Genomic DNA, 19,320 nt, shown 5'->3' with positions numbered 1-19,320 from the left:
CTGTCCTTAGAACATGCGGTGGAATGAATTTCCATTCTGGCACTTCCTTGAACATCGGGGTCCTGCCTCCGTGTAAGCTAAAACCGTTTGACTTCTCAAAGTAACTCCCCCTATAATGGAAGAAGTGGCTTGAAGCCCGGTGCGGTAATTTTCCAAGGGGGAGGCAGACAATGGAAGCCCGGATAGACAAGATTAAGCAACAACTACAATCCCAAGGATACAAGCTTACACCTCAACGGGAAGCGACCTTAAGAGTTCTCCTGGAGAACGAGGATGATCATTTAAGCGCTGAAGATGTATTCATGCTGGTGAAAGAAAAGGCTCCGGAGATCGGTCTCGCCACCGTATATCGTACCCTGGAACTGCTCAGCGAGCTTCATGTCGTGGAGAAGATTAATTTCGGAGACGGTGTTGCCCGTTATGATCTGCGGACGGATACAGCGAAACATCATCATCATCATCTGATTTGTGTACAATGCGGAACCATGGATGAGATTCGTGAGGATTGGCTGGGTCCGCTGGAAGAGCGTCTTGAGAAGGATTATAATTTTACGGTGCTTGATCATAGACTTGATTTTCACGGAATTTGCCACCGCTGCAAGGATAAGAATCCTACAGAAGGCAATACTCCCGAATAAGCTTATATAGAGCATGAACTCTTATACAGATGAGGAATTACCGCACAAGCTCTCCCCGGCTGAATGGCCGGAGGGGGCTTTTTAACTGATTATTCAAAGAGCAATACATAACACCACCCTCCGGCGCATAAAGTGAAGGACGAGTTCTGCGAAGTGGAATAGTGAAGCAGAGGCTGCCAAAACTTTTAGGAGGTTGTCCGGATGATTGTCTCCATTCCCAAAACCGTACGCCGGCTGTATTTCATGACCTTGCTCGTTGCGATCAGCTGTGTGCTGTATTATGTCCTAAGCTGGGTCAGTGCCTGGATCAGCCCCGCTCAGAACTATGATATTCCGGAGGGCACAGCCATCCGGGCATTTCATGATGTGAAGCAAAGCGATGAAGGGCTGAGTGCAGGTCAGCGCCTGCGGTTCTACTATTGGTACGGGGAGTGAGCGCTCCGCCGGTTGCAGGAAAAAGCTTGAAGCCTGTCGAATGAATCTAGAGCATGTAAGGGGCGCCCCGCGTTCTGACTGCTGCCGGACCCCAACCGCTGCAGAGCGGCATGAAGCAGCCTGAGTATGACAGGAGCGTGAATAGATGAAGTCACACTTGCAGCCGTTTATGCAGTATTTGTCCGGGGACAAGGGATTGTCTCCTAGTACGCTGGAATCCTATGGACGGGATATATCACAGTTTCTGGAGTTTACCGAAGAGCGCGGCACGGCTGCGATGGAAGAAATCAGAAGATCACATATTATGCTCTACCTCGGCGCTCTGCGCGGAGCGGGCAAGGCAACGGCAACAGTCAACCGGAATACGGTATCGCTGCGCGCCTATTTTCATTTTTTGCTGAAAGAACGGCTGATCGGGCAAGACCCGACACTGGATATGGAAACGATTAAACCGAGCAAGAAACCGCCGATGATTCTTAGTATTGAAGAAATTGAACGCCTGCTGGCCGTCCCTGATGAATCTTCTGCCCAGGGGATGCGCGATAAGGCGATGCTTGAGCTGCTCTATGCTACGGGTATCCGTGTTACGGAGCTAATCTCGCTGAATGTGGAGGACGTGAACACCGGGCTGAAGTTCGCCCGCTGCAGCGTGGCCTCCGGCAAGGAAAGAGTGGTGCCGATTGGTACTATTGCTGCGGACTGTGTGGCCCGTTATACCGGCGGGATGCGGGACAAGCTGCTCCGGGTGAACCTGGAGGAGCCGGCGCTGTTCCTGAACAGTCTGGGCGGGAGGCTGACCCGTCAGGGCTTTTGGAAGATTATCAAGAAACATGCGCGTGAAGCCGACATCCAGCAGGACATCACACCGCATACCCTGCGGCATTCCTTCGCCGCTCATCTGCTGGAAGGCGGGGCAGACCTGCGCTCTGTGCAGCAGATGCTGGGCCATTCCGATATTTCGACCACTCAGATTTATAGCGGTATCGCCCGCAAGAATATGAAGGAAGTCTATGAGAATCACCATCCCCGGGCGAGGTAGCCTGTATTCAGAGGTATGGTGTAACCGTGGATATAACGGGTAATGGGTTGGATTGGCCCGAAAAGATGCTTTTTGTGAGTAAGAAAGTTATGATGGAATCATACTGAAAGGATAGCTCCCGGGAGAGGTTCTCCCGGAGTTTCTTCCTGTTTTGAGCAGACCTTACGATTATGCAAACTACGAAGGAGTGAAGACGGCAATGTCCTCATTTAAACGCATCGGATTTATTGTTCTGGATAGTGTAGGTATCGGTGAAGCGCCGGATGCCGCTAATTTTGGAGATACAGGCTCCCATACGCTGGGCCATATTCTGGAGCGGGTTCCGGGTCTTAAGCTTCCTAATCTACAGCAGCTGGGACTGGCGAATATTGCTCCGCTGCCGCCGCTTGAACCGGTAGCTGCCCCAACAGGCTATTACGGCAAAATGCAGGAGGTTTCAGTAGGCAAGGATACGATGACCGGCCACTGGGAGCTGATGGGCCTGAAGATTGAGGTTCCTTTTAATACTTATTTTGACGGATTCCCCGCAGAGCTGATTGAGAAGTTCGAAGCGGCAACCGGACGCAAGGTGATTGGCAACAAGCCGGCTTCCGGCACGGAGATTCTCGTAGAATACGGCGAAGAGCAGATGAAGACCGGCGCATGGATTGTGTATACTTCGGCAGACAGCGTATTCCAGCTTGCCGCGCATGAAGATATCATTCCTCTTGAAGAGCTGTACAGCGCCTGCCGGATCGCCCGCGAGCTGACGATGGCTCCCGAATTCTCTGTCGGCCGTGTCATCGCCCGTCCTTATATCGGTGAACCGGGGAATTTCGTGCGTACCCCGAACCGTCATGACTACGCAGTGAAGCCGCCGGAGCCGACCGTTATGAACGCTCTGGAGGATATCGGCAAAGACGTGATTGCGGTAGGTAAAATCAATGATATCTTCACTGGCGAAGGTGTAACAGCTTCTTACCCGACGAAGAGCAATGAGCACGGCATCCAGATCACCATTGATGAGCTGCGCAAGCCGTTTAACGGATTCCTGTTCACTAATCTCGTAGACTTCGACTCCCTGTACGGCCACCGCCGTGATCCGGAAGGCTACGGCCAGGCGCTGGAGGTATTCGATCAGGCGCTGCCTGAGCTGCTGTCCACCCTGGATGAAGATGATCTGCTGATCATCTCTGCAGACCACGGCAATGACCCGATCCATGCCGGAACGGATCATACCCGTGAATATGTGCCGCTCCTGATCTACAGCCCGCGATTCAAGACTCCGGGCAGCCTGGGCATCCGCCAGACCTTCTCTGACGTTGCCGCTACCATCGCTGATAATTTCGGAGCGAAGGCACCGCAGTACGGGACGAGCTTTTTGTCTGAATTAATTTAATTTAAATAATAAATCAAGATGAACTGAAGGATATAACTAAAAGTGAGAAGAATCGAAGGGGAAATTTGGAACTGTAGGAGCGATAGCGACCGCCTTTGTCTACGGATTTCAACCGCTAAGCGGGTCATAATTGAAGAAATCTGTAGACAACAGCGGCCGGAAGTCCAAATATCACCGTAGTGACGGCTCAGCTTTACGTCGATGACTAAAGTTCATCCCACCCACCTCAAGGAGGAACCAACCATGACCGCAGTTACCCAAAGCAATATTCAAGAAGCAGCAGTATATATCAAAGATAAGTGTACCGTCGCACCCGAAATCGGGCTGATCCTCGGCTCCGGCCTCGGCGTTCTGGCCGATCTGATCACGGATGAAGTAGTCATTCCTTATAATGAAATTCCCCATTTCCCCGTATCCACTGTTGAAGGACATGAAGGTGAGCTGCTGATCGGCATGATTGAAGGCCGCCGCGTCGTCATGATGAAGGGCCGCTTCCACATGTATGAAGGCTATGGACCGGAGACTACTGCCTTCCCTGTACGTGTTATGAAAGAGCTGGGCGTAACCAGCCTGCTGGTAACTAACGCTGCCGGCGGGGTCAACACCGATTTCACACCGGGTGATCTGATGCTGATTACTGACCATCTGAACCTCACAGGCCGCAATCCGCTGACCGGACCGAATGATAATGCGCTGGGCGTACGTTTCCCGGATATGTCTTCGGCCTACAGCCCGCGCCTAATTGCAGCCGCCAAAGAAGCTGCAGCAGCGCTGAACTTCGAGTTCAAGGAAGGCGTATACGCCGGCCTGCTCGGACCCAACTACGAGACTCCTGCTGAGATCGTTATGCTGCGCCGCCAAGGGGCAGATGCAGTAGGGATGTCCACAGTATCTGAGACGATTGTGGCCCGTCATGCCGGTATCGAAGTGCTGGGTATTTCCTGTATCACCAACATGGCTGCCGGAATTCTGGAACAGCCGCTGAACCATGCAGAAGTGATGGAGACAGCGGAACGTGTGCGCGAGCAATTCCTGAAGCTGGTGCTGGCTTTTATTCCGAAGATGTAGTTCCTGCTTCAAGCTATTTACAAGACAATTCATATCCGGGAGGATCAACCTATGACAACACCATCAACAGTCCCATACGGCACGCAGGTAAAAGAAGCTGCTGAATATATTCAATCCAAATTCGGTTCTTACACACCGGCTATCGGACTTATTCTGGGCTCCGGCCTCGGGGATCTGGGTGACCAGATCGAAGATGCGGTATATCTGCCTTATGAAGAAATTCCGCATTTCCCGCGCTCCACGGTAGAAGGCCATGCCGGACGGTTCGTGATCGGTAAGCTGGAAGGCAAGGATGTTATTATCATGCAGGGCCGTTTCCACTACTATGAAGGTTATGAAATGCGCAAAGTGGTGCTGCCGGTATACGTAATGGCTAAGCTTGGCGTAGGCACACTTGTGATTACCAATGCAGGCGGCGGAATGAACAGAGCGTTCAAAGCCGGCGACCTCATGCTGATTACCGACCACCTTAACATGACCGGCGACAACCCGCTGATCGGACCGAATGATCCGGAGCTGGGTGTACGTTTCCCGGATATGTCCCGTGCTTATGACCCTGAATATATCGCGCTGGCGAAGAAGCTGGCCGGTGAAGTTAAGGGTGCCGACGGTGAAGCGCTTGTGCTGCAGGAAGGCGTATATGCCGGTATCAGCGGCCCTACCTACGAAACTCCGGCTGAACTCAAAATGCTGGCCTACCTCGGCGGCGATGCCGTTGGAATGTCCACCGTGCCCGAAGTGATCGTAGCCAGCCACAGCAAGCTGCGTGTGCTCGGCATTACCTGTATCACCGATATGGCGATCGGGGACGAGCTGGAGCCGCTTACTCATGAGCAGGTGGTAAAAGTAGCTAACCTGACCAAACCGAAATTCATCGGCCTTGTGCGCTCCTTTGTCCGTGAGGTACAGGTATAATGCGTGCAGTTGACCTTATCCAGAAAAAACGAGACGGCGGCGAGCTCAGCCGTGAAGAAATAGCTTTTCTGATTCAAGGCTACAGCAAAGGTGAAATTCCTGATTACCAGATTTCCGCCTGGGCGATGGCTGTCTATTTCCGCGGAATGAACGCACGGGAAACCGGCGATCTGACCCTGGAAATGGCGATGTCCGGTGACCAGGTGGATCTCAGTCCGATTGCCGGCATCAAGGTGGACAAGCATTCTACCGGCGGAGTGGGCGATAAGACTACCGTTGTCTTGGCCCCGCTTGTAGCTGCAGCCGGAGTTCCGGTGGCCAAAATGTCCGGACGCGGCCTCGGCCACACCGGCGGTACGCTCGACAAGCTGGAGTCGATCACCGGATTCTCCGTGGAGATGGACCGGGAGCGCTTTTTCACCCAGGTAGGGGAGATCGGCGCAGCTGTCATCGGCCAGTCCGGCAACATTACGCCTGCGGACAAGAAATTGTACGCACTGCGTGACGTGACTGCAACCGTGGAATCCATTCCGCTGATTGCCAGCTCCGTAATGAGCAAGAAGATCGCCGCAGGTGCGGATGCCATCGTCCTTGATGTGAAGACCGGCAGCGGCGCGTTCATGAAGACGCTGGATGATTCCATTGCACTCGCACAGGCGATGGTGGATATCGGCACACATCTCGGCCGCAACACGGTCGCTGTGATCAGCGACATGGACCAGCCGCTGGGCTTCGGTATCGGCAATGCGCTGGAGATCAAAGAAGGCATTGAGACCCTGAACGGCCACGGGCCGAAGGATCTGCAGGAGGTCTGCCTCATTCTGGGCAGCCAGATGCTGGTGCTCGGCGGCAAGGCGAAGGACGAACAAGAAGCGCGCTCCATTCTGCTGTCCCATATCAATGACGGCAGTGCGCTGGACAAGTTCAAGCAGATGGTGTCTGCCCAAGGCGGCGATGCCACGCAGATTGAGTCGCCGGATACTTTGCCGACAGCGCGCAAGTTCATCGAAGTGAAGGCTGCAACCGCAGGGTATGTGGAGAGTATTCAGGCTGAAGAGATCGGCGTAGCGGCGATGCTGCTCGGCGCCGGACGCGAAACGAAGGAATCCGTCATCGACCTGGCCGTTGGCATTCAGCTGGCGATTAAGGTCGGCGATGCCGTAGCCGCAGGCGATACGCTTGCTGTGCTGCATGTGAACGATGCCAGCGAGAGCAAAGTGCAGGAAGCCGAAGCCAAGGTGCTGGAAGCTTACCGCATCTCCGCGCAGCCGGTTCCACCGCAGCCGCTGGTATTTGCGCTGGTGACTAAGGATGGCGTAACGCGGTACTAAAGCGGATTCCGGTTACTCTAACAATCCAAAAGCCGTACATCAGCAATTCGCTGATTGTACGGCTTTTTTGGTTTGTTCAGGACCGCCCCCGTAAGACAAGTGGAAAAAGGGCATTTAATTATCCTTGAATCGCTGATATTTGGGTTTTAGTTGGAAAAAGTACATTTAATTTTCCGATTTACCGACTTGGCGGCGGAATCAGCAAATTTAGGTGACGTTTATCCACTTATTTTTGGTATGCGGTCCACACGATGAAAATAAGTGTACGGAATCCACTTATTCCGTAACCCGTAACCCGTAACCCGTAACCCGTAACCCGTAACCCGTAACCCGTAACCCGTAACCCGTAGCTCGTAGCTCGTAGCCCGTGGAAGAACGGGGCTCCTGCTTGAGCGCGCAGCTAATTCAGCAGCAGGTTCTTCTCAGCCACCTGCATCATCCGGTAAGTCCCTCTACTCCGGTTGCAGAGAGCGGTGAAAGTTACGCCGCTTGCCGGATAGACTGCCGAGCGAAAGGAGACCCCGGGATCGGAGCCCATGAGATGGTATTTTAACACCCCGCCGTTTCGGATCGTAATCCATACTCCATAGCCATAGTAAGTATCCTCATCCTCATGAATATGCGGTGTGAGCAGCAGGGCAGTTGTCTCTGGCTGCAGCAGCTTGTGCCCGAGCAGGCATGTCCACAGCTTCTTCATATCCGCTGCCGTGACAAAAGCGCCGCCGTCGCCGCCTCCCACTACCGGAATGGAGTAGATGTTGCTGATATTCTCTCCGGTCTCACTGTCAATATAACCGAGAGCTGTATTGGCCGGGAGGGCATCCAGGGCGAAATAACCGGAATCCTTCATCCCGCAAGGCTGGAAAATATGCTGCTCCACATAATCCGTGAAATTCATTCCGCTGACCGCTTCGACAATCAGGCCAAGCATGATATAACCCGCATTATTATAGTGGAAACGATCACCGGGAGTGAATTTCATCGGCAGCGCTGCAAATAGTGGCAAGAAATCACCCGGTCGCCTGAGCGTATACATCGGTATGTCCTCCCATAGTGCTGCGAAATCGTCCATAACCTCCTCATCGAAATAATCCGGAATGCCCGAGCTATGCGTCAGCAACTGATGAACCGTGATCTCCGGGCTGAACAAGGGGAACTTCTGCTCATGTAAGACCTCCAGCACCTTGCCGTCAAAAGAAAGCTTCCCCTGCTCGGCCAGCTGGCAGATAGCTACTGCTGTGAACAGTTTGCTGCCGGAAGCAATCCCGAAGCGGGTGTTAAGCTGATTGATCCGTTCCTCAGCTACGTTGGCTTGTCCGCAAGCAGCCGCTGCGAGGGTCTGATCGTGTTGCGTAACCAGTACCGTCCCCGAAAATCCGGACAGCAGAACCTCCTGGTCGATGATATGTTGGAGCTCTTTTTGATGCTCAGTCTGTTTCTGCTTCATGTAGTAACCCTCTTCCATAACTTGATAATGTGTAACCTTCTTGTAATTCGCCAATATGGAATAATTAACCTTTATTTATATTTCTGTATGATATGGAGCGGGGATTTTAGGGGTTTAATGGATGCCGGATGCTGCCGAAAGGCCGAAGAGTGTACCTTGCGCGTAAGGTTTATGTGCAAAGGACAAGAAAAACAACTTAGTTTTGGCAGGGCGGTACATTGTGGACGTTTCGAATTTTAAGATAGTATGAATTCAAACATCACAATCATGAGCATGCATCCGGGGAGGAATTATAATGGCACTTCATCAGACGATAACAGTTTTGAACGCACTGGACAGCGCTTATGTTAATGGTGAGCAGGTCAGGCAGTTATTCGCAGCATATCCTGCGGTTAAGGTTGAGGTTCAGAAAGTGGAAGGTGAAAAGGGCAGTACGGAATTCGTCAAAATCACCATTCCGGGCAGTCAAGGCAAGCTTGGAGGCGGCAGTGCGCCAACCTTCGGAATTGTCGGCAGGCTTGGCGGCATAGGGGCGCGCCCCAGCCGGATCGGCATTGTCTCTGATGCAGACGGAGCGGTGGCGGCAATCGCTGCGGCACTGAAGCTGGCAAACATGCAGACCAAAGGGGATGTGCTGCAGGGTGACGTCCTGGTTACGACTCATATTTGCCCGGATGCTCCGACACTGCCGCATGAACCCGTTGATTTCATGGATTCCCCGGTGGATATCCTGCAGATGAATGAGCATGAGGTGCTGCCGGAGATGGAAGCGATTATTTCTATTGATACGACCAAGGGCAACCGTGTGGTGAATCACAAAGGCATTGCAATCTCACCTACGGTCAAAGAAGGGTACATTCTGCGGGTCAGTGAGGATCTGCTGCGCATTAAGGAAATGACGACAGGACAGTATCCGGTAACTTTTCCGGTAACTACGCAGGACATTACGCCTTACGGTAACGGACTATATCATATCAATTCCATCCTGCAGCCCGCAGTAGCGACTTCGGCTCCCGTTGTAGGGTTGGCGATTACTGCCCAGTCCATGGTGCCCGGCTGCGGGACAGGGGCAAGCCACGAGATTGATATCGCCCAGGCGGTGCGGTTTGCCATTGAGACAGCCAAAGAATTCACCCAAGGCATATGCTCCTTCTACAACGAAGCTGAATTTGCACAGATTACTGAGCTGTACGGTTCGATGAAAGTGCTGCAGACACTGGGTAAACCGGCTGTAACCTCTCACTAGGAATAGAACGGAATAATGGCAGGCGCTGAGCAAGGTTCAGCGCCTGCTCAATATATACAGACATGAGTTGCCATGATTTCAATCCGTATGGAGAAGCGGGAGGGAGTAAGATGAGTAAAAATATAGGGTTAATCACGATCGGACAAGCTCCCAGGAACGATGTTGCGCCGATTATTGAGAAGTATCTGGAGGGTAAGGCAGGACTGGTTCAGTCCGGGGTGCTTGACGGGTTCACTGCTGACCAGGTACGCGAATTCTATAGTCCTGGTCCTGGGGAGTATGTGCTTACAACCCGTATGGCGGACGGATCAGCTGCGGTGATCTCCCGTGAACGGATAAAGTCAGTTCTGCAGGGGAAGGTTGATGCTATGGAAGCTGCTGGAATTGAGACGATTCTGCTGGCCTGTACTGGTGTTTTTCCGGGACTTCATACGGCCAAGGCCCATCTGATTGAACCGGACCGGATTATCCCTCCGGTCGTAATGGCGATGCTTGACGGACGCCGGCTGGGGCTTATAGGTCCCCTGCCCGAGCAGGAAGAGAGCATGAATGAGAAATTCGCGGGAGCCGGAGCGAGGCTGCCGTTTGCAGCTGCTTCTCCGTATACCGGTACGGAAGCGGATTTCCGAGCGGCTGCTGAGCGTCTGAGGGACCTGGCGGATGTGATTGTGCTTGACTGCATGGGATATGTGGAGCAGCATAGACAGTGGGCGGCCTCCGCAGGAGTGCCTGCCGTGCTGTCCAATGCCCTCATGGGCAAGCTGGTAGCAGAAATGGTGTAACCGGGAGGAAAGTATAATGAGTGAGCAACGAATATTGATCAGCATGAATGTCCTTAAGGACTGTCTGGGGCTTGGCAGCGGTGAATTGCTGGCTGTAGTGGCCGATGACGACAAGCGGGAGCTTGCCGAATCCGTCTATGAAGCAGGGAAGCGGCTCGGGGCGGAATCGATGCTATTGATTATGCAGGCGCGGAGCAAATCCGGCGAGGAGCCGCCGGCTCCGATTGCCGAAGCTATGGCCAAAGCGGATGTGGCAGTATGCATTACGACACATTCGATGACACATACGGCGGCGCGCAAGCAGGCAGCCGCAGCGGGAACGCGGGTGGCGACCATGCCGGGCATGACAGATGACATGTTCAGCCATGGCGCGATCACTGCGGACTATGCGCAGGTGAAGACATTAACGGAGCAGGTAGCTGCGCTGCTGTCTGAGGGAAGCCAGGTTCGTGTGGAGAAGGATGGTCTGAGTCTGAGCTTTTCGATTGAGGGCCGGGATGGCGTGCTGAGCACCGGATTATATCTGAATCCGGGCGAATCGGGTAACCTTCCTTCGGGCGAGGCTTATATTGCGCCGATGGAAGGTACAGCCACCGGCCAGATTAAGGTGGACGGTTCGATTGCAGGTATTGGCGCGCTGAACTGCCCGATGGTGCTGACAGTGGAGCAGGGCCGATTAATTAGTGCAGAAGGCGAGAGCGGTGACAGGCTTCTGGATATGCTAGGTGCCGGTGACGGCAGGCTCCTGGGCGAGTTCGGCATTGGTACAAACAACAAGGCCAGAATTACAGGTGTGGTGCTGGAGGATGAGAAGGTCTACGGGACCATCCATGTCGCTTTTGGCAGCAATAATACGTTCGGCGGGGTTGTAGCGGCTGGCGTTCATATTGATGCTGTAGTTATGAAACCGGATGTATATATTGATGATAAGCTGATTATGCGTGCAGGAGAACTGCTCTAGGCTGCGCGGATGCTGTGTTGTTGTCAGGGTTATCGCGGTACGGGATGAAGCAAGAGAATATGGTAAGGATATTCAGAACGCCCAACAATGGCTGACCAGGGGGAGATAAGGATGCTTGGAATTATACGTGTAATTACACTGCAAGAGGAGTCTGCAATTCATTTGCACGGAGAATTGATTGAACACCGGTATGGCCTGCCGGTAATCAGCCGCTGCATTCCGGATCAGCCTCAGGGCGTATACAATGCCGAGACCGAAGCGGAGTCAGTGCCGAAGATTATCAGCCTGGCCCGGGAACTGGAGCAGCAGGGCTGTACGGCCATCGGCATCAGCTGTGCCGCAGATCCGGCGCTGCTGGAAGCTAGGATGGCAGTGAACGTACCGGTGCTGGGCGCAGGCTCGTGTGCAGCCCATATGTCGCTGGCATACAGTGATAAGATCGGCGTGCTGACGATTCTGACCGAAGTGCCGCCGCTGATCCGCAGCATTCTCGGCGATGCTTACCTCGGCATGGATCGGCCAGATGGGGTAACGACCACACTTGATTTGGGTACCCCTGCCGGACGGGCAGGCGCACTTGCCGGAGCAGCCCGGCTGGTGGAGCGCGGTGCGGAGGCCATAGTACTGGCCTGCACCGGGTTTGCCACCATCGGTCTGGCGGCGGAACTGGAAGAACAGCTCGGTATCCGTGCGTTTGATCCGATCCTTGCGCTTGGCGCTGCGGTTGCTGCGGCGGCTTCCTTGCCTGGGGGTGTGCGGCGCTGATTGCGCTGTACAAATCTGCTATTGGAAGTACGAAGTATAGTAATTCAGGAAATATAGTTAAGCGTTCTTCTGGATGTAGGTCCGGGGAACGTTTTTTTGTGTAACTGATTTGGCTGGCTGCTATAGTTGGTTGTTTGTGAGCTGCTGCGGGAGCGGACATGTGTCGAGTGGGAAGTTGGGGAGAGAAGTGAGAGATTGAGGAGATTGGGGTGGGGAGTTTGGAGTGTGGAGTGTGGAGTGGGGAGTGAGGGAGTAAGGGAGTGAGGGAATGAGGGAGTGAGGGAGTGAGGGAGTAAGGGAGTAAGGGAGTAAGGGAGTGAGGGAGTGAGGGAGTGAGGGAGTGAGGGAGTGAGGGAATGAGGGAATGAGGGAGTGAGGGAGTAAGGAGTGAGGAAGTAAGGCAGTACGGAAGTGAGGGAGTGAGGAAGTAGGAAATGTGAAAGGAGGGAATGAGAAGTGAAAATTGAGAATTGGAAATTGAAAATTGAGTATGGATAGTAGGAAATGAAGAGTATGGAGGTGGAGGTGAGTGGAAGGGTGAAGAGATGAGAAGCAGGAGAGTGCGCAGATTTTTAAGTACATACTGAAATGAACATTCGGGCACCAGACAGAAAGTATAGTAGCAAACATTTTAAGTGGCTCACAGCACCAGAGTCCAAATTAAAGGTATAAATCCCTCTAAATCCGCTGAAAGTGGCTCACATCACCAAATTAAAGGTATAAATCCCTCTGTTTCCGCCGAAAGTGGCTCTCAGCACCAAATTAAAGGTATAAATCCCTCTAATTCCATCGAAAGTGGCTCACTGCACCAAATTAAAGGTATAAATCCCTCTAAATCCATCGAAAGTGGGTCACAGCACCAAATTAAAGGTATAAATCCCTCTAAATCCATCGAAAGTGGCTCACAGCACCAAATTAAAGGTATAAATCCCTCTGTTCCGCCCCGATGGAAAGAAGTGGTAACGAGGGGTAAAAGTGCCCTTGATTTCAGCCGAAGGAGGCTAGAAGTGGAAACGAGGGGTGAAAGTGCCCTTGATTTCAGCCTGAGGAGGCTAGATGTGGAAATGAGGGGCAAAAGTGCCCTTGATTTCAGCCGAAGGAGGCTAGAAGTGGAAATGAGGGGTAAAAGTGCCCTTGATTTCAGCCGAAGGAGGCTAGAAGTGGAAATGAGGGGCAAAAGTGCTCTTGGTTTCGTCCGAAGGAACCCGTTAGCACCAAATCAAAGGTACGAATCCCTCTGATATCGCCCGCAGCACCAAATATAAGCACACATCCCACTGATTTCACCAAAAGTGGCCCCAGCACGAAATGAGTGGCACTATTACCACCGATCCCACCTGGGTTAGCGGCCATTTCTCACCAGCTTCACGTGTACCCCTCATAGAGGCGGGCGTAGCCGTCAGATAAGTTACTTTGTTCAATAGGACATGTTGCGTCCTACTTGTCTCCTATTTGCGTCCTATTTGCATACTACTTGCGTCCTATTTCACAGTCACCGGATCACCTTGTAAACCGGTGCTTTCCCTCCCACACCTTCGTATAAATCCGAAAAAATATCTGCAATTTTATATATTTTTCCTGTGGCTGGGCGGGAATGTCTGATAAACTAGCGGGAATGCGAATGTAAGCTGGTGGAATGCGAATGTAAGCTGGTGGCATACGAGTGGCTGAGGGTGCATACGGGTTCATACAGGGTGGCATATTTCAGGAAAAATCATGAAATACTGAAGACAGTAGAGGGAGGCAGAATGTTGAATACACGAGGAATTACGCTACGGGAGCTGATGGAGCTCTCTGTTCTTGGGAAAGCGAAGGTTATTAGCGGCCAGCAGGGGCTGGACCGGGTGGTCCGGTTCGTAGATATTATGGAGGTTCCGGATCTGAAGGGCTGGATCAGCGAAGGCGTCATGCTGCTGACTACGGCGTACTCCATTCGCCATGATCCTTCGCTGCTGACGGAGCTGATCTATACGCTAGACAATCTGGGTGCAGCGGCGCTGGCAATTAAGCCGGCCCGTTTCCTGAAGGAAATCCCCCCAGGGGCGATCGAGGCCAGCAATGCCTGCGGTCTGCCGATTGTGGAGATCCCGCCGGAGATTCCGTATACGGATATCACCCAGCCGGTGATGGAGCTGCTGCTCGGACGGCAGGCGATGCTGCTGCGCCGTGCGGAGGAGGTCTACCGCACGTTGACAACGATGGTGCTGGAGAACAGCGGCATTCAGGCGGTCACCGATAATGTTGCTGATTTTCTGAAGGCGCCGGTTGCCCTTGTCGACACCGAGCGGAAGACTATCGTGTCTTCGCCGGCTGATTTCGATTGGTCACAGAGAGAGGCGCCGCTGAACTGGAATATTCATGTGGACCGGCGGACCGTCGCCAGACTGCTGGTGGACAAGGAGCAGCTGGACGATATGGAGGAAGTGGGCATCGAGCAGGCCCGGCTTGTCTTTGCCCTGGAGCTGATGCGCCGCAAGGTTGCCGAAGATACCGAGTTCCGGCTGCGCGGCAACTTCATCGATGAGCTGCTGACTCCGCCGCTGCCTTCGCGGCATGAGGTGGAGCGGCGGGCACGCCAGCTCGGGATGAATCCCGAGCATAAGTGGGAGGTTGCTGTAATCGAAGGGGAGACAGCGCCGAGTGAGGAAACGGTGAACCGGCTGCTGGAGCGGGAAGCGAAGAGACGCGGAGTTACACCCCACGTAGAATACCGCTCCAGCCGGGCAGTGCTGTTCCTGCCCACGCAGGAGGGCCGTAAATTCACGCCGGGCGGAGATGCACAGGAGCCCTGGGAGAAGACGCTGGAGGGCTGGCTGAAGGACAAAAGCGAAGGCCTCAGCAGCTACAGAAGCGGAATTGGCACCTCGGAATACCTGTGGGACATCCACACCAGCTACAATGAAGCGCGCAAAGCCTTGTCTATCTCCAGAAGGCTCGGACAAGGTACAGGCGGTGTCACCCGCTATGAAGAGATGGAAGTATACCACTTGCTGGAGGGCCTTGGCGGTCCGGGCTTCGAGCGGCTGTTCGAGCGTAAGCTGGGCAAGCTGCTGCAATACGACCAGGAGCATGACAGTAATATGATGCTGACGTTCTATCATTACCTGGAGTGCCGGGGCAGCCTGATTGAGACGGCGAACAGCCTGTACATCCACCGCAACTCGGTCAAATACCGGCTGGAGCGGATCCGCGATATTACCGGCTTCGATCTGAACGATCCGCGCGAGCAATTCGTCTGCCATTTGTGCCTGATTTACTACTACCTGCAGGAAAAATAGGCGGGACTGGAACTTTTATGGAATTGTATGTTAGGAAAGGTTACATATAGAGGTGTTGATAGTGCACAATCGACAAACGGTTGTGCTTTTTTTTAGCTGAACGGGACGTAGAGTGGTGGTCAAATTCTATGTAGAATTAGCACAACTACTAAAGAGGACAAAGAAACCGCATAGTACCTGACATGGGCAGCGCGTTTCCGTCAACAAGAATGTCACAGCATGGATGGCACAGAAGCCGTAAGGGGGTTGATTCATTGTTTGCTTACACATTAAAAAGACTTGTGCAGATGATTCCAGCCTTGCTAGGTATTATCGTCATCACCTTCATTCTCTCAAGAGTGCTGCCGGGTGACCCGGCGATCATGCTGGCCGGAGAGCAGGCTCCGGAGGAGATTGTGGACAAGATCCGTCAGGATATGGGGCTCGACAAGCCGCTGTATATCCAGTTCTTCACTTACATCGGCCAATTGCTGCAAGGCAATATCGGCTACGCGTATCACACCGGACATACGGTAGCCAGTGATTTGGCTTCGCGGTTCCCGGCAACCATTGAGCTGACCCTGGCCAGCATTCTGATCGCGGTCCTGGTGGCCATTCCCGTCGGGATTGTCGCCGCTACCCGCAAAGAATCGTTTCTGGATCACATTTCACGGGTGTTCTCGCTGATAGGTGCATGCGTGCCGATCTTCTGGCTGGGCCTGATGTTCATTTACGTCTTTTATTCCATCCTCGGCTGGGCTCCGGCACCGATGGGACGGATCAGCGGAGACTTGAATCCGCCGGTGCATATCACCGGGCTGTATGTTCTGGACAGCATCCTCTCAGGCGATACCGCTGCACTCAAAAGCAGCCTCTCGCATCTGCTGCTTCCGGCAATCTGCCTCAGTACCGGCACGATGGCGATCATCGCCCGGATGACCCGTTCCAGCATGCTGGAGGTCGTGGATCAGGACTTCGTCCGCACCGCCCGGGCCAAAGGGCTGCGGGAATCAGCCGTCATCTACAAGCATGCGCTCGTCAATGCACTAATACCAACCTTGACCGTTCTCGGTCTGCAATTCGGCTTTTTGATGGGCGGAGCGGTCATTACGGAGACTATTTTCTCCTGGCCGGGAATCGGCGGCTATGTCACTGACTCCATTCTGGCTGCGGATTATGCGCCGATTCAAGCCTTTACTCTGGTCAGCGCCGTGCTCTACTGCGGAATTAACCTGGCGGTAGACCTGATCTATGGCTTCATTGACCCGAGAATCCGCTATGAATAGAACAGCTTGTGTGAGAGGAGGAGATTGCTTGTGAGCACTGCAGCACATTCAGCACAGGGCAGTCCGGCCAAACCCGCTGCGGCGGCAAAACCCAAAACGTTGTTGTCCCTGCTGCTGCATAACCGTCTGGCTGCCCTGGGGTTAACCTTTATTCTGATCTGGACCGTGGTAGCCATTATTGCACCCTGGCTTGCACCGCATGATCCTTATGTAACGGATATGGCGAACAAACTCCAGGCACCTTCGGGCAGCCACTGGTTCGGAACCGACAACTTCGGGCGTGATATCCTCAGCCGGGTACTGTACGGTGCGCGGATCAGTATCTGGACCGGCCTGATCGCCGTCTCGATTTCCTTTGTCATCGGTGTGCCGCTCGGAGGAATTGCCGCTTACTATGGCGGCCGTACCGGCACCATCATCATGCGGCTGATGGATGTACTATTGTCCTTCCCGTCACTGGTCCTGTCAATGGCTATTGCCGCTTCGATTGGTGCAGGTCTCAGCAGTGCGATGATCGCCGTCGGGATTGTCGGCATCCCGGAATTTGCCCGGCTGATGTTCGGGCAGACCGTATCGCTCCGCGAGAAGGAGTATATAGAAGCAAGCCGGGCGATCGGCGTGAAGAATACAGTCATCCTGTACCGCCACATCCTGCCGAACGCCCTGGCTCCCTTGATGGTTCAGGCTACGCTCGGGATGGGCTTCGCGATCCTGACCGCATCCAGTCTCAGCTTCCTCGGACTTGGCGTCAGACCCCCGATTGCCGAATGGGGAGCGATGATTTCAGAAGGCCGGGAATACATTATTTCCGGGCAATGGTGGCTGGTTACTTTTCCAGGGTTGTCCATTGCCACTTCCATCTTAGGCTTTAACCTGCTCGGAGACGGTTTCCGGGACGTTCTTGATCCGCGGTTGCGCTCGGGTAAATAAGGCGGAGCAGGGGATCACTCCCCCGAAGCTCCGCAGTATCCCGGTAAATATAGATCAGAGCCTGCCGGAGCAGTTGCAGCAGGATGATCACAAGCAGCACCAGTATTACCAGTGCAGGCAGGATATAGAAAAGGGAGGAACTACTGATGAAAAGAGTTAAACTATTGTCCACACTCGTCGCTTTTTCAGTCATGCTTGCCGGATGCGCCAGCAGCGCCAATCCGCAGACACCTGCTGCTACTACAGCAGCTTCAGGAACTACAGGGACGGCTGCTCCTGCTGCCAAGTCAAATCTGACGGTTGCTTATTCCGAGGGCGGCACTACGCTCGACCCTGCAGAAGCTAACGATTTGACCTCCGATACACTCGTGCTTGCCGCTTATGATCAGCTGGTCACCTACGGCATCAAAACCGAAAATGGCGCAAGTATTGCCAACACCGAAGACATTCAGCCCATGCTGGCAGAGAGCTGGGAAGTGAACGCCGACAACACGGTGTACACCTTCAAGCTGAAATCCGGCGTGAGCTTCCAGAGCGGCAATCCGGTGGATGCCGAGGCGGTTGCGTACTCTTTTGACCGTGTGGCTAAATCAAGCTCCGGCAGCTTCCTCTATGGAATGGCGAATATCAAGTCCGTTGCGGTCAAAGACGCTTCCACCGTTGAAGTTACACTGACTAATGCCAATCATAATTTCCTGCAGATTCTTGCTATGTACACCTTCTCCATCGTGGATCAAAAGACGGTAGAAGCACAGGGTGCAGACTACCTTAAGACGAATGCTGCCGGCTCCGGCCCGTTCACGCTTGAGAAGTGGGACCCGGCGACCGAAGCTGTCTTCACCGCTAATGAGAGCTACTGGCAGGGTGCGCCTAACCTCAGCAAAGTAACCCTGAAATTCACCAAAGAAGCCTCTAACCGCGTACTGCTGCTGGATAAAGGCGATGTAGATATGGCGATCGAGATTCCTCCGAAGGATGTTGCCTCCCTGCAGAGCAACACGGATCTGACCGTCGCCTCCAATGCGAGCAACCGGATTCTGTTCTTCGCAATGAACAACAAGGTGAAACCTTTTGACAATGTAAAAGTCCGTCAGGCGATCAACTATGCGATTCCTTATGATGAGCTGCTGAGCGGGGTAATGTACGGCCAGGCCAAGCAGATGAAGAGCTCTGTGGCGAGCAACACGCCGGGCTTCACCGATGCAGGCTACGTATATGAGCACAACCTGGATAAAGCTAAAGAGCTGCTTACAGAAGCCGGCTACCCGGACGGATTTACCTTCGACTTCACGCTCGGTTCCGGGTTCGATGACTGGGAGGATGATGCGGTCCTGATTCAGGCGGAACTGTCCAAAATCGGTGTAACCATGAACATCAACAAGCTGGCCCGCGCCCAGTTCCTGGAGCAGCAGAAGACCAATAATCTCACCTCTTATATCTCCAAATGGACATCATTCGTCAATGATCCAGGCTACCACCTCGGCTTCCTGCTGTACGGCAAAGGCTCTTCCAACTACATCAACTATTCAAATGCTGAAGTAGACAAGCTGTGGGATGAGGCGAACCTGGAGACAGACGCAGCGAAACGGACCGCACTCTATGAGCAGGCACAGGAAATCATTACAACCGAAGCGCCTTGGGCTTATCTGTACGAGTACAACCGTATTGTCGGCATGAGCAACAAGATTAGCGGTTATGCGTTCTACCCGGATGAGGTTATCCGTTTCTATCCGCTTTCGATTACAGAATAAGCAGGTTTGGCTAAAAGAGAGCGGACGGGCCTTTGGCTTTGTCCCTCTCTTTAACAAATTCACGGGCCTCAGGCCAGCCGTAAGGCAGGCA

Annotated in this window: 16 protein-coding genes; 15 read left to right on the top strand and 1 reads right to left on the bottom strand. The window is 53.4% G+C overall.

The annotated features are described in order from the left end of the window. Positions 1 to 170 precede the first annotated feature (170 nt). The 7 genes from fur to GC101_RS07660 all read left to right on the top strand — a co-directional run bounded on the left by fur (position 171) and on the right by GC101_RS07660 (position 6,804). A complete protein-coding gene (gene fur / locus GC101_RS07690; protein ID WP_171716747.1) occupies positions 171 to 638 on the top strand; it encodes a ferric iron uptake transcriptional regulator in 468 nt (155 codons plus the stop codon). A gap of 201 nt (positions 639 to 839) precedes the next feature. Beyond that, positions 840 to 1,073, top strand: coding sequence for a DUF4227 family protein (locus GC101_RS07685; protein ID WP_039300347.1), 234 nt, complete (start codon positions 840 to 842; stop codon positions 1,071 to 1,073). Positions 1,074 to 1,218: 145 nt separating this feature from the next. After that, a complete protein-coding gene (gene xerD, locus GC101_RS07680; protein ID WP_171716746.1) occupies positions 1,219 to 2,112 on the top strand; it encodes a site-specific tyrosine recombinase XerD in 894 nt (297 codons plus the stop codon). A gap of 199 nt (positions 2,113 to 2,311) precedes the next feature. Then, positions 2,312 to 3,490: a phosphopentomutase gene (gene deoB / locus GC101_RS07675; protein WP_171716745.1), complete on the top strand. Its 1,179-nt coding sequence runs from the start codon at positions 2,312 to 2,314 to the stop codon at positions 3,488 to 3,490. Positions 3,491 to 3,733: 243 nt separating this feature from the next. Then, on the top strand, positions 3,734 to 4,558 hold the full coding sequence (locus GC101_RS07670; protein ID WP_076245560.1) for a purine-nucleoside phosphorylase: 825 nt from the start codon (positions 3,734 to 3,736) through the stop codon (positions 4,556 to 4,558). Between the two features lie 51 nt (positions 4,559 to 4,609). Next, positions 4,610 to 5,473, top strand: coding sequence for a purine-nucleoside phosphorylase (locus GC101_RS07665; protein ID WP_171716744.1), 864 nt, complete (start codon positions 4,610 to 4,612; stop codon positions 5,471 to 5,473). Continuing rightward, entirely contained in the window at positions 5,473 to 6,804 is a 1,332-nt protein-coding gene (locus tag GC101_RS07660) for a pyrimidine-nucleoside phosphorylase (protein ID WP_171716743.1), read from the top strand. Before GC101_RS07665 ends, GC101_RS07660 begins: the two co-directional genes overlap by 1 nt. Before the next feature lie 400 nt (positions 6,805 to 7,204). Here the strand turns inward: GC101_RS07660 and GC101_RS07655 are convergent, their stop codons facing one another. Then, the gene (locus GC101_RS07655; protein ID WP_171716742.1) at positions 7,205 to 8,251 is read right to left on the bottom strand and encodes a serine hydrolase domain-containing protein; all 1,047 of its coding nucleotides are present in this window, start codon (positions 8,249 to 8,251) and stop codon (positions 7,205 to 7,207) included. A gap of 295 nt (positions 8,252 to 8,546) precedes the next feature. Between GC101_RS07655 and GC101_RS07650 the strand changes: the two genes are divergently transcribed. From GC101_RS07650 to GC101_RS07615, 8 genes are all read left to right on the top strand, one after another. Continuing rightward, the gene (locus GC101_RS07650; protein ID WP_042138693.1) at positions 8,547 to 9,497 is read left to right on the top strand and encodes a DUF1177 domain-containing protein; all 951 of its coding nucleotides are present in this window, start codon (positions 8,547 to 8,549) and stop codon (positions 9,495 to 9,497) included. Positions 9,498 to 9,607: 110 nt separating this feature from the next. Continuing rightward, positions 9,608 to 10,279 (top strand): AroM family protein, encoded by a 672-nt coding sequence (locus GC101_RS07645; protein ID WP_171716741.1) that lies wholly within the window; start codon positions 9,608 to 9,610, stop codon positions 10,277 to 10,279. A gap of 16 nt (positions 10,280 to 10,295) precedes the next feature. Then, positions 10,296 to 11,240, top strand: a complete 945-nt coding sequence (locus tag GC101_RS07640; protein WP_171716740.1) for an aminopeptidase — start codon at positions 10,296 to 10,298, stop codon at positions 11,238 to 11,240. 111 nt (positions 11,241 to 11,351) lie between these two features. After that, positions 11,352 to 12,005: an aspartate/glutamate racemase family protein gene (locus GC101_RS07635; protein WP_171716739.1), complete on the top strand. Its 654-nt coding sequence runs from the start codon at positions 11,352 to 11,354 to the stop codon at positions 12,003 to 12,005. A 1,751-nt stretch (positions 12,006 to 13,756) separates the two neighbouring features. Further along, entirely contained in the window at positions 13,757 to 15,283 is a 1,527-nt protein-coding gene (locus tag GC101_RS07630) for a PucR family transcriptional regulator (RefSeq protein ID WP_171716839.1), read from the top strand. A gap of 254 nt (positions 15,284 to 15,537) precedes the next feature. After that, positions 15,538 to 16,548, top strand: a complete 1,011-nt coding sequence (locus GC101_RS07625) for an ABC transporter permease (RefSeq protein WP_171716738.1) — start codon at positions 15,538 to 15,540, stop codon at positions 16,546 to 16,548. 30 nt (positions 16,549 to 16,578) lie between these two features. Next, positions 16,579 to 17,478, top strand: coding sequence for an ABC transporter permease (locus tag GC101_RS07620; RefSeq protein ID WP_039300310.1), 900 nt, complete (start codon positions 16,579 to 16,581; stop codon positions 17,476 to 17,478). 146 nt (positions 17,479 to 17,624) lie between these two features. Then, the gene (locus GC101_RS07615) at positions 17,625 to 19,229 is read left to right on the top strand and encodes an ABC transporter substrate-binding protein (protein ID WP_171716737.1); all 1,605 of its coding nucleotides are present in this window, start codon (positions 17,625 to 17,627) and stop codon (positions 19,227 to 19,229) included. Positions 19,230 to 19,320: the final 91 nt, after the last annotated feature.

Origin of the sequence: Paenibacillus phytohabitans, assembly GCF_013141775.1 — a bacterium.
GTDB classification, from domain to species: Bacteria; Bacillota; Bacilli; order Paenibacillales; family Paenibacillaceae; genus Paenibacillus_AQ; species Paenibacillus_AQ phytohabitans.
The sequence above is the reverse complement of the archived record's forward strand: the minus strand, read 5'-3'. Positions and strand labels throughout refer to the sequence as shown.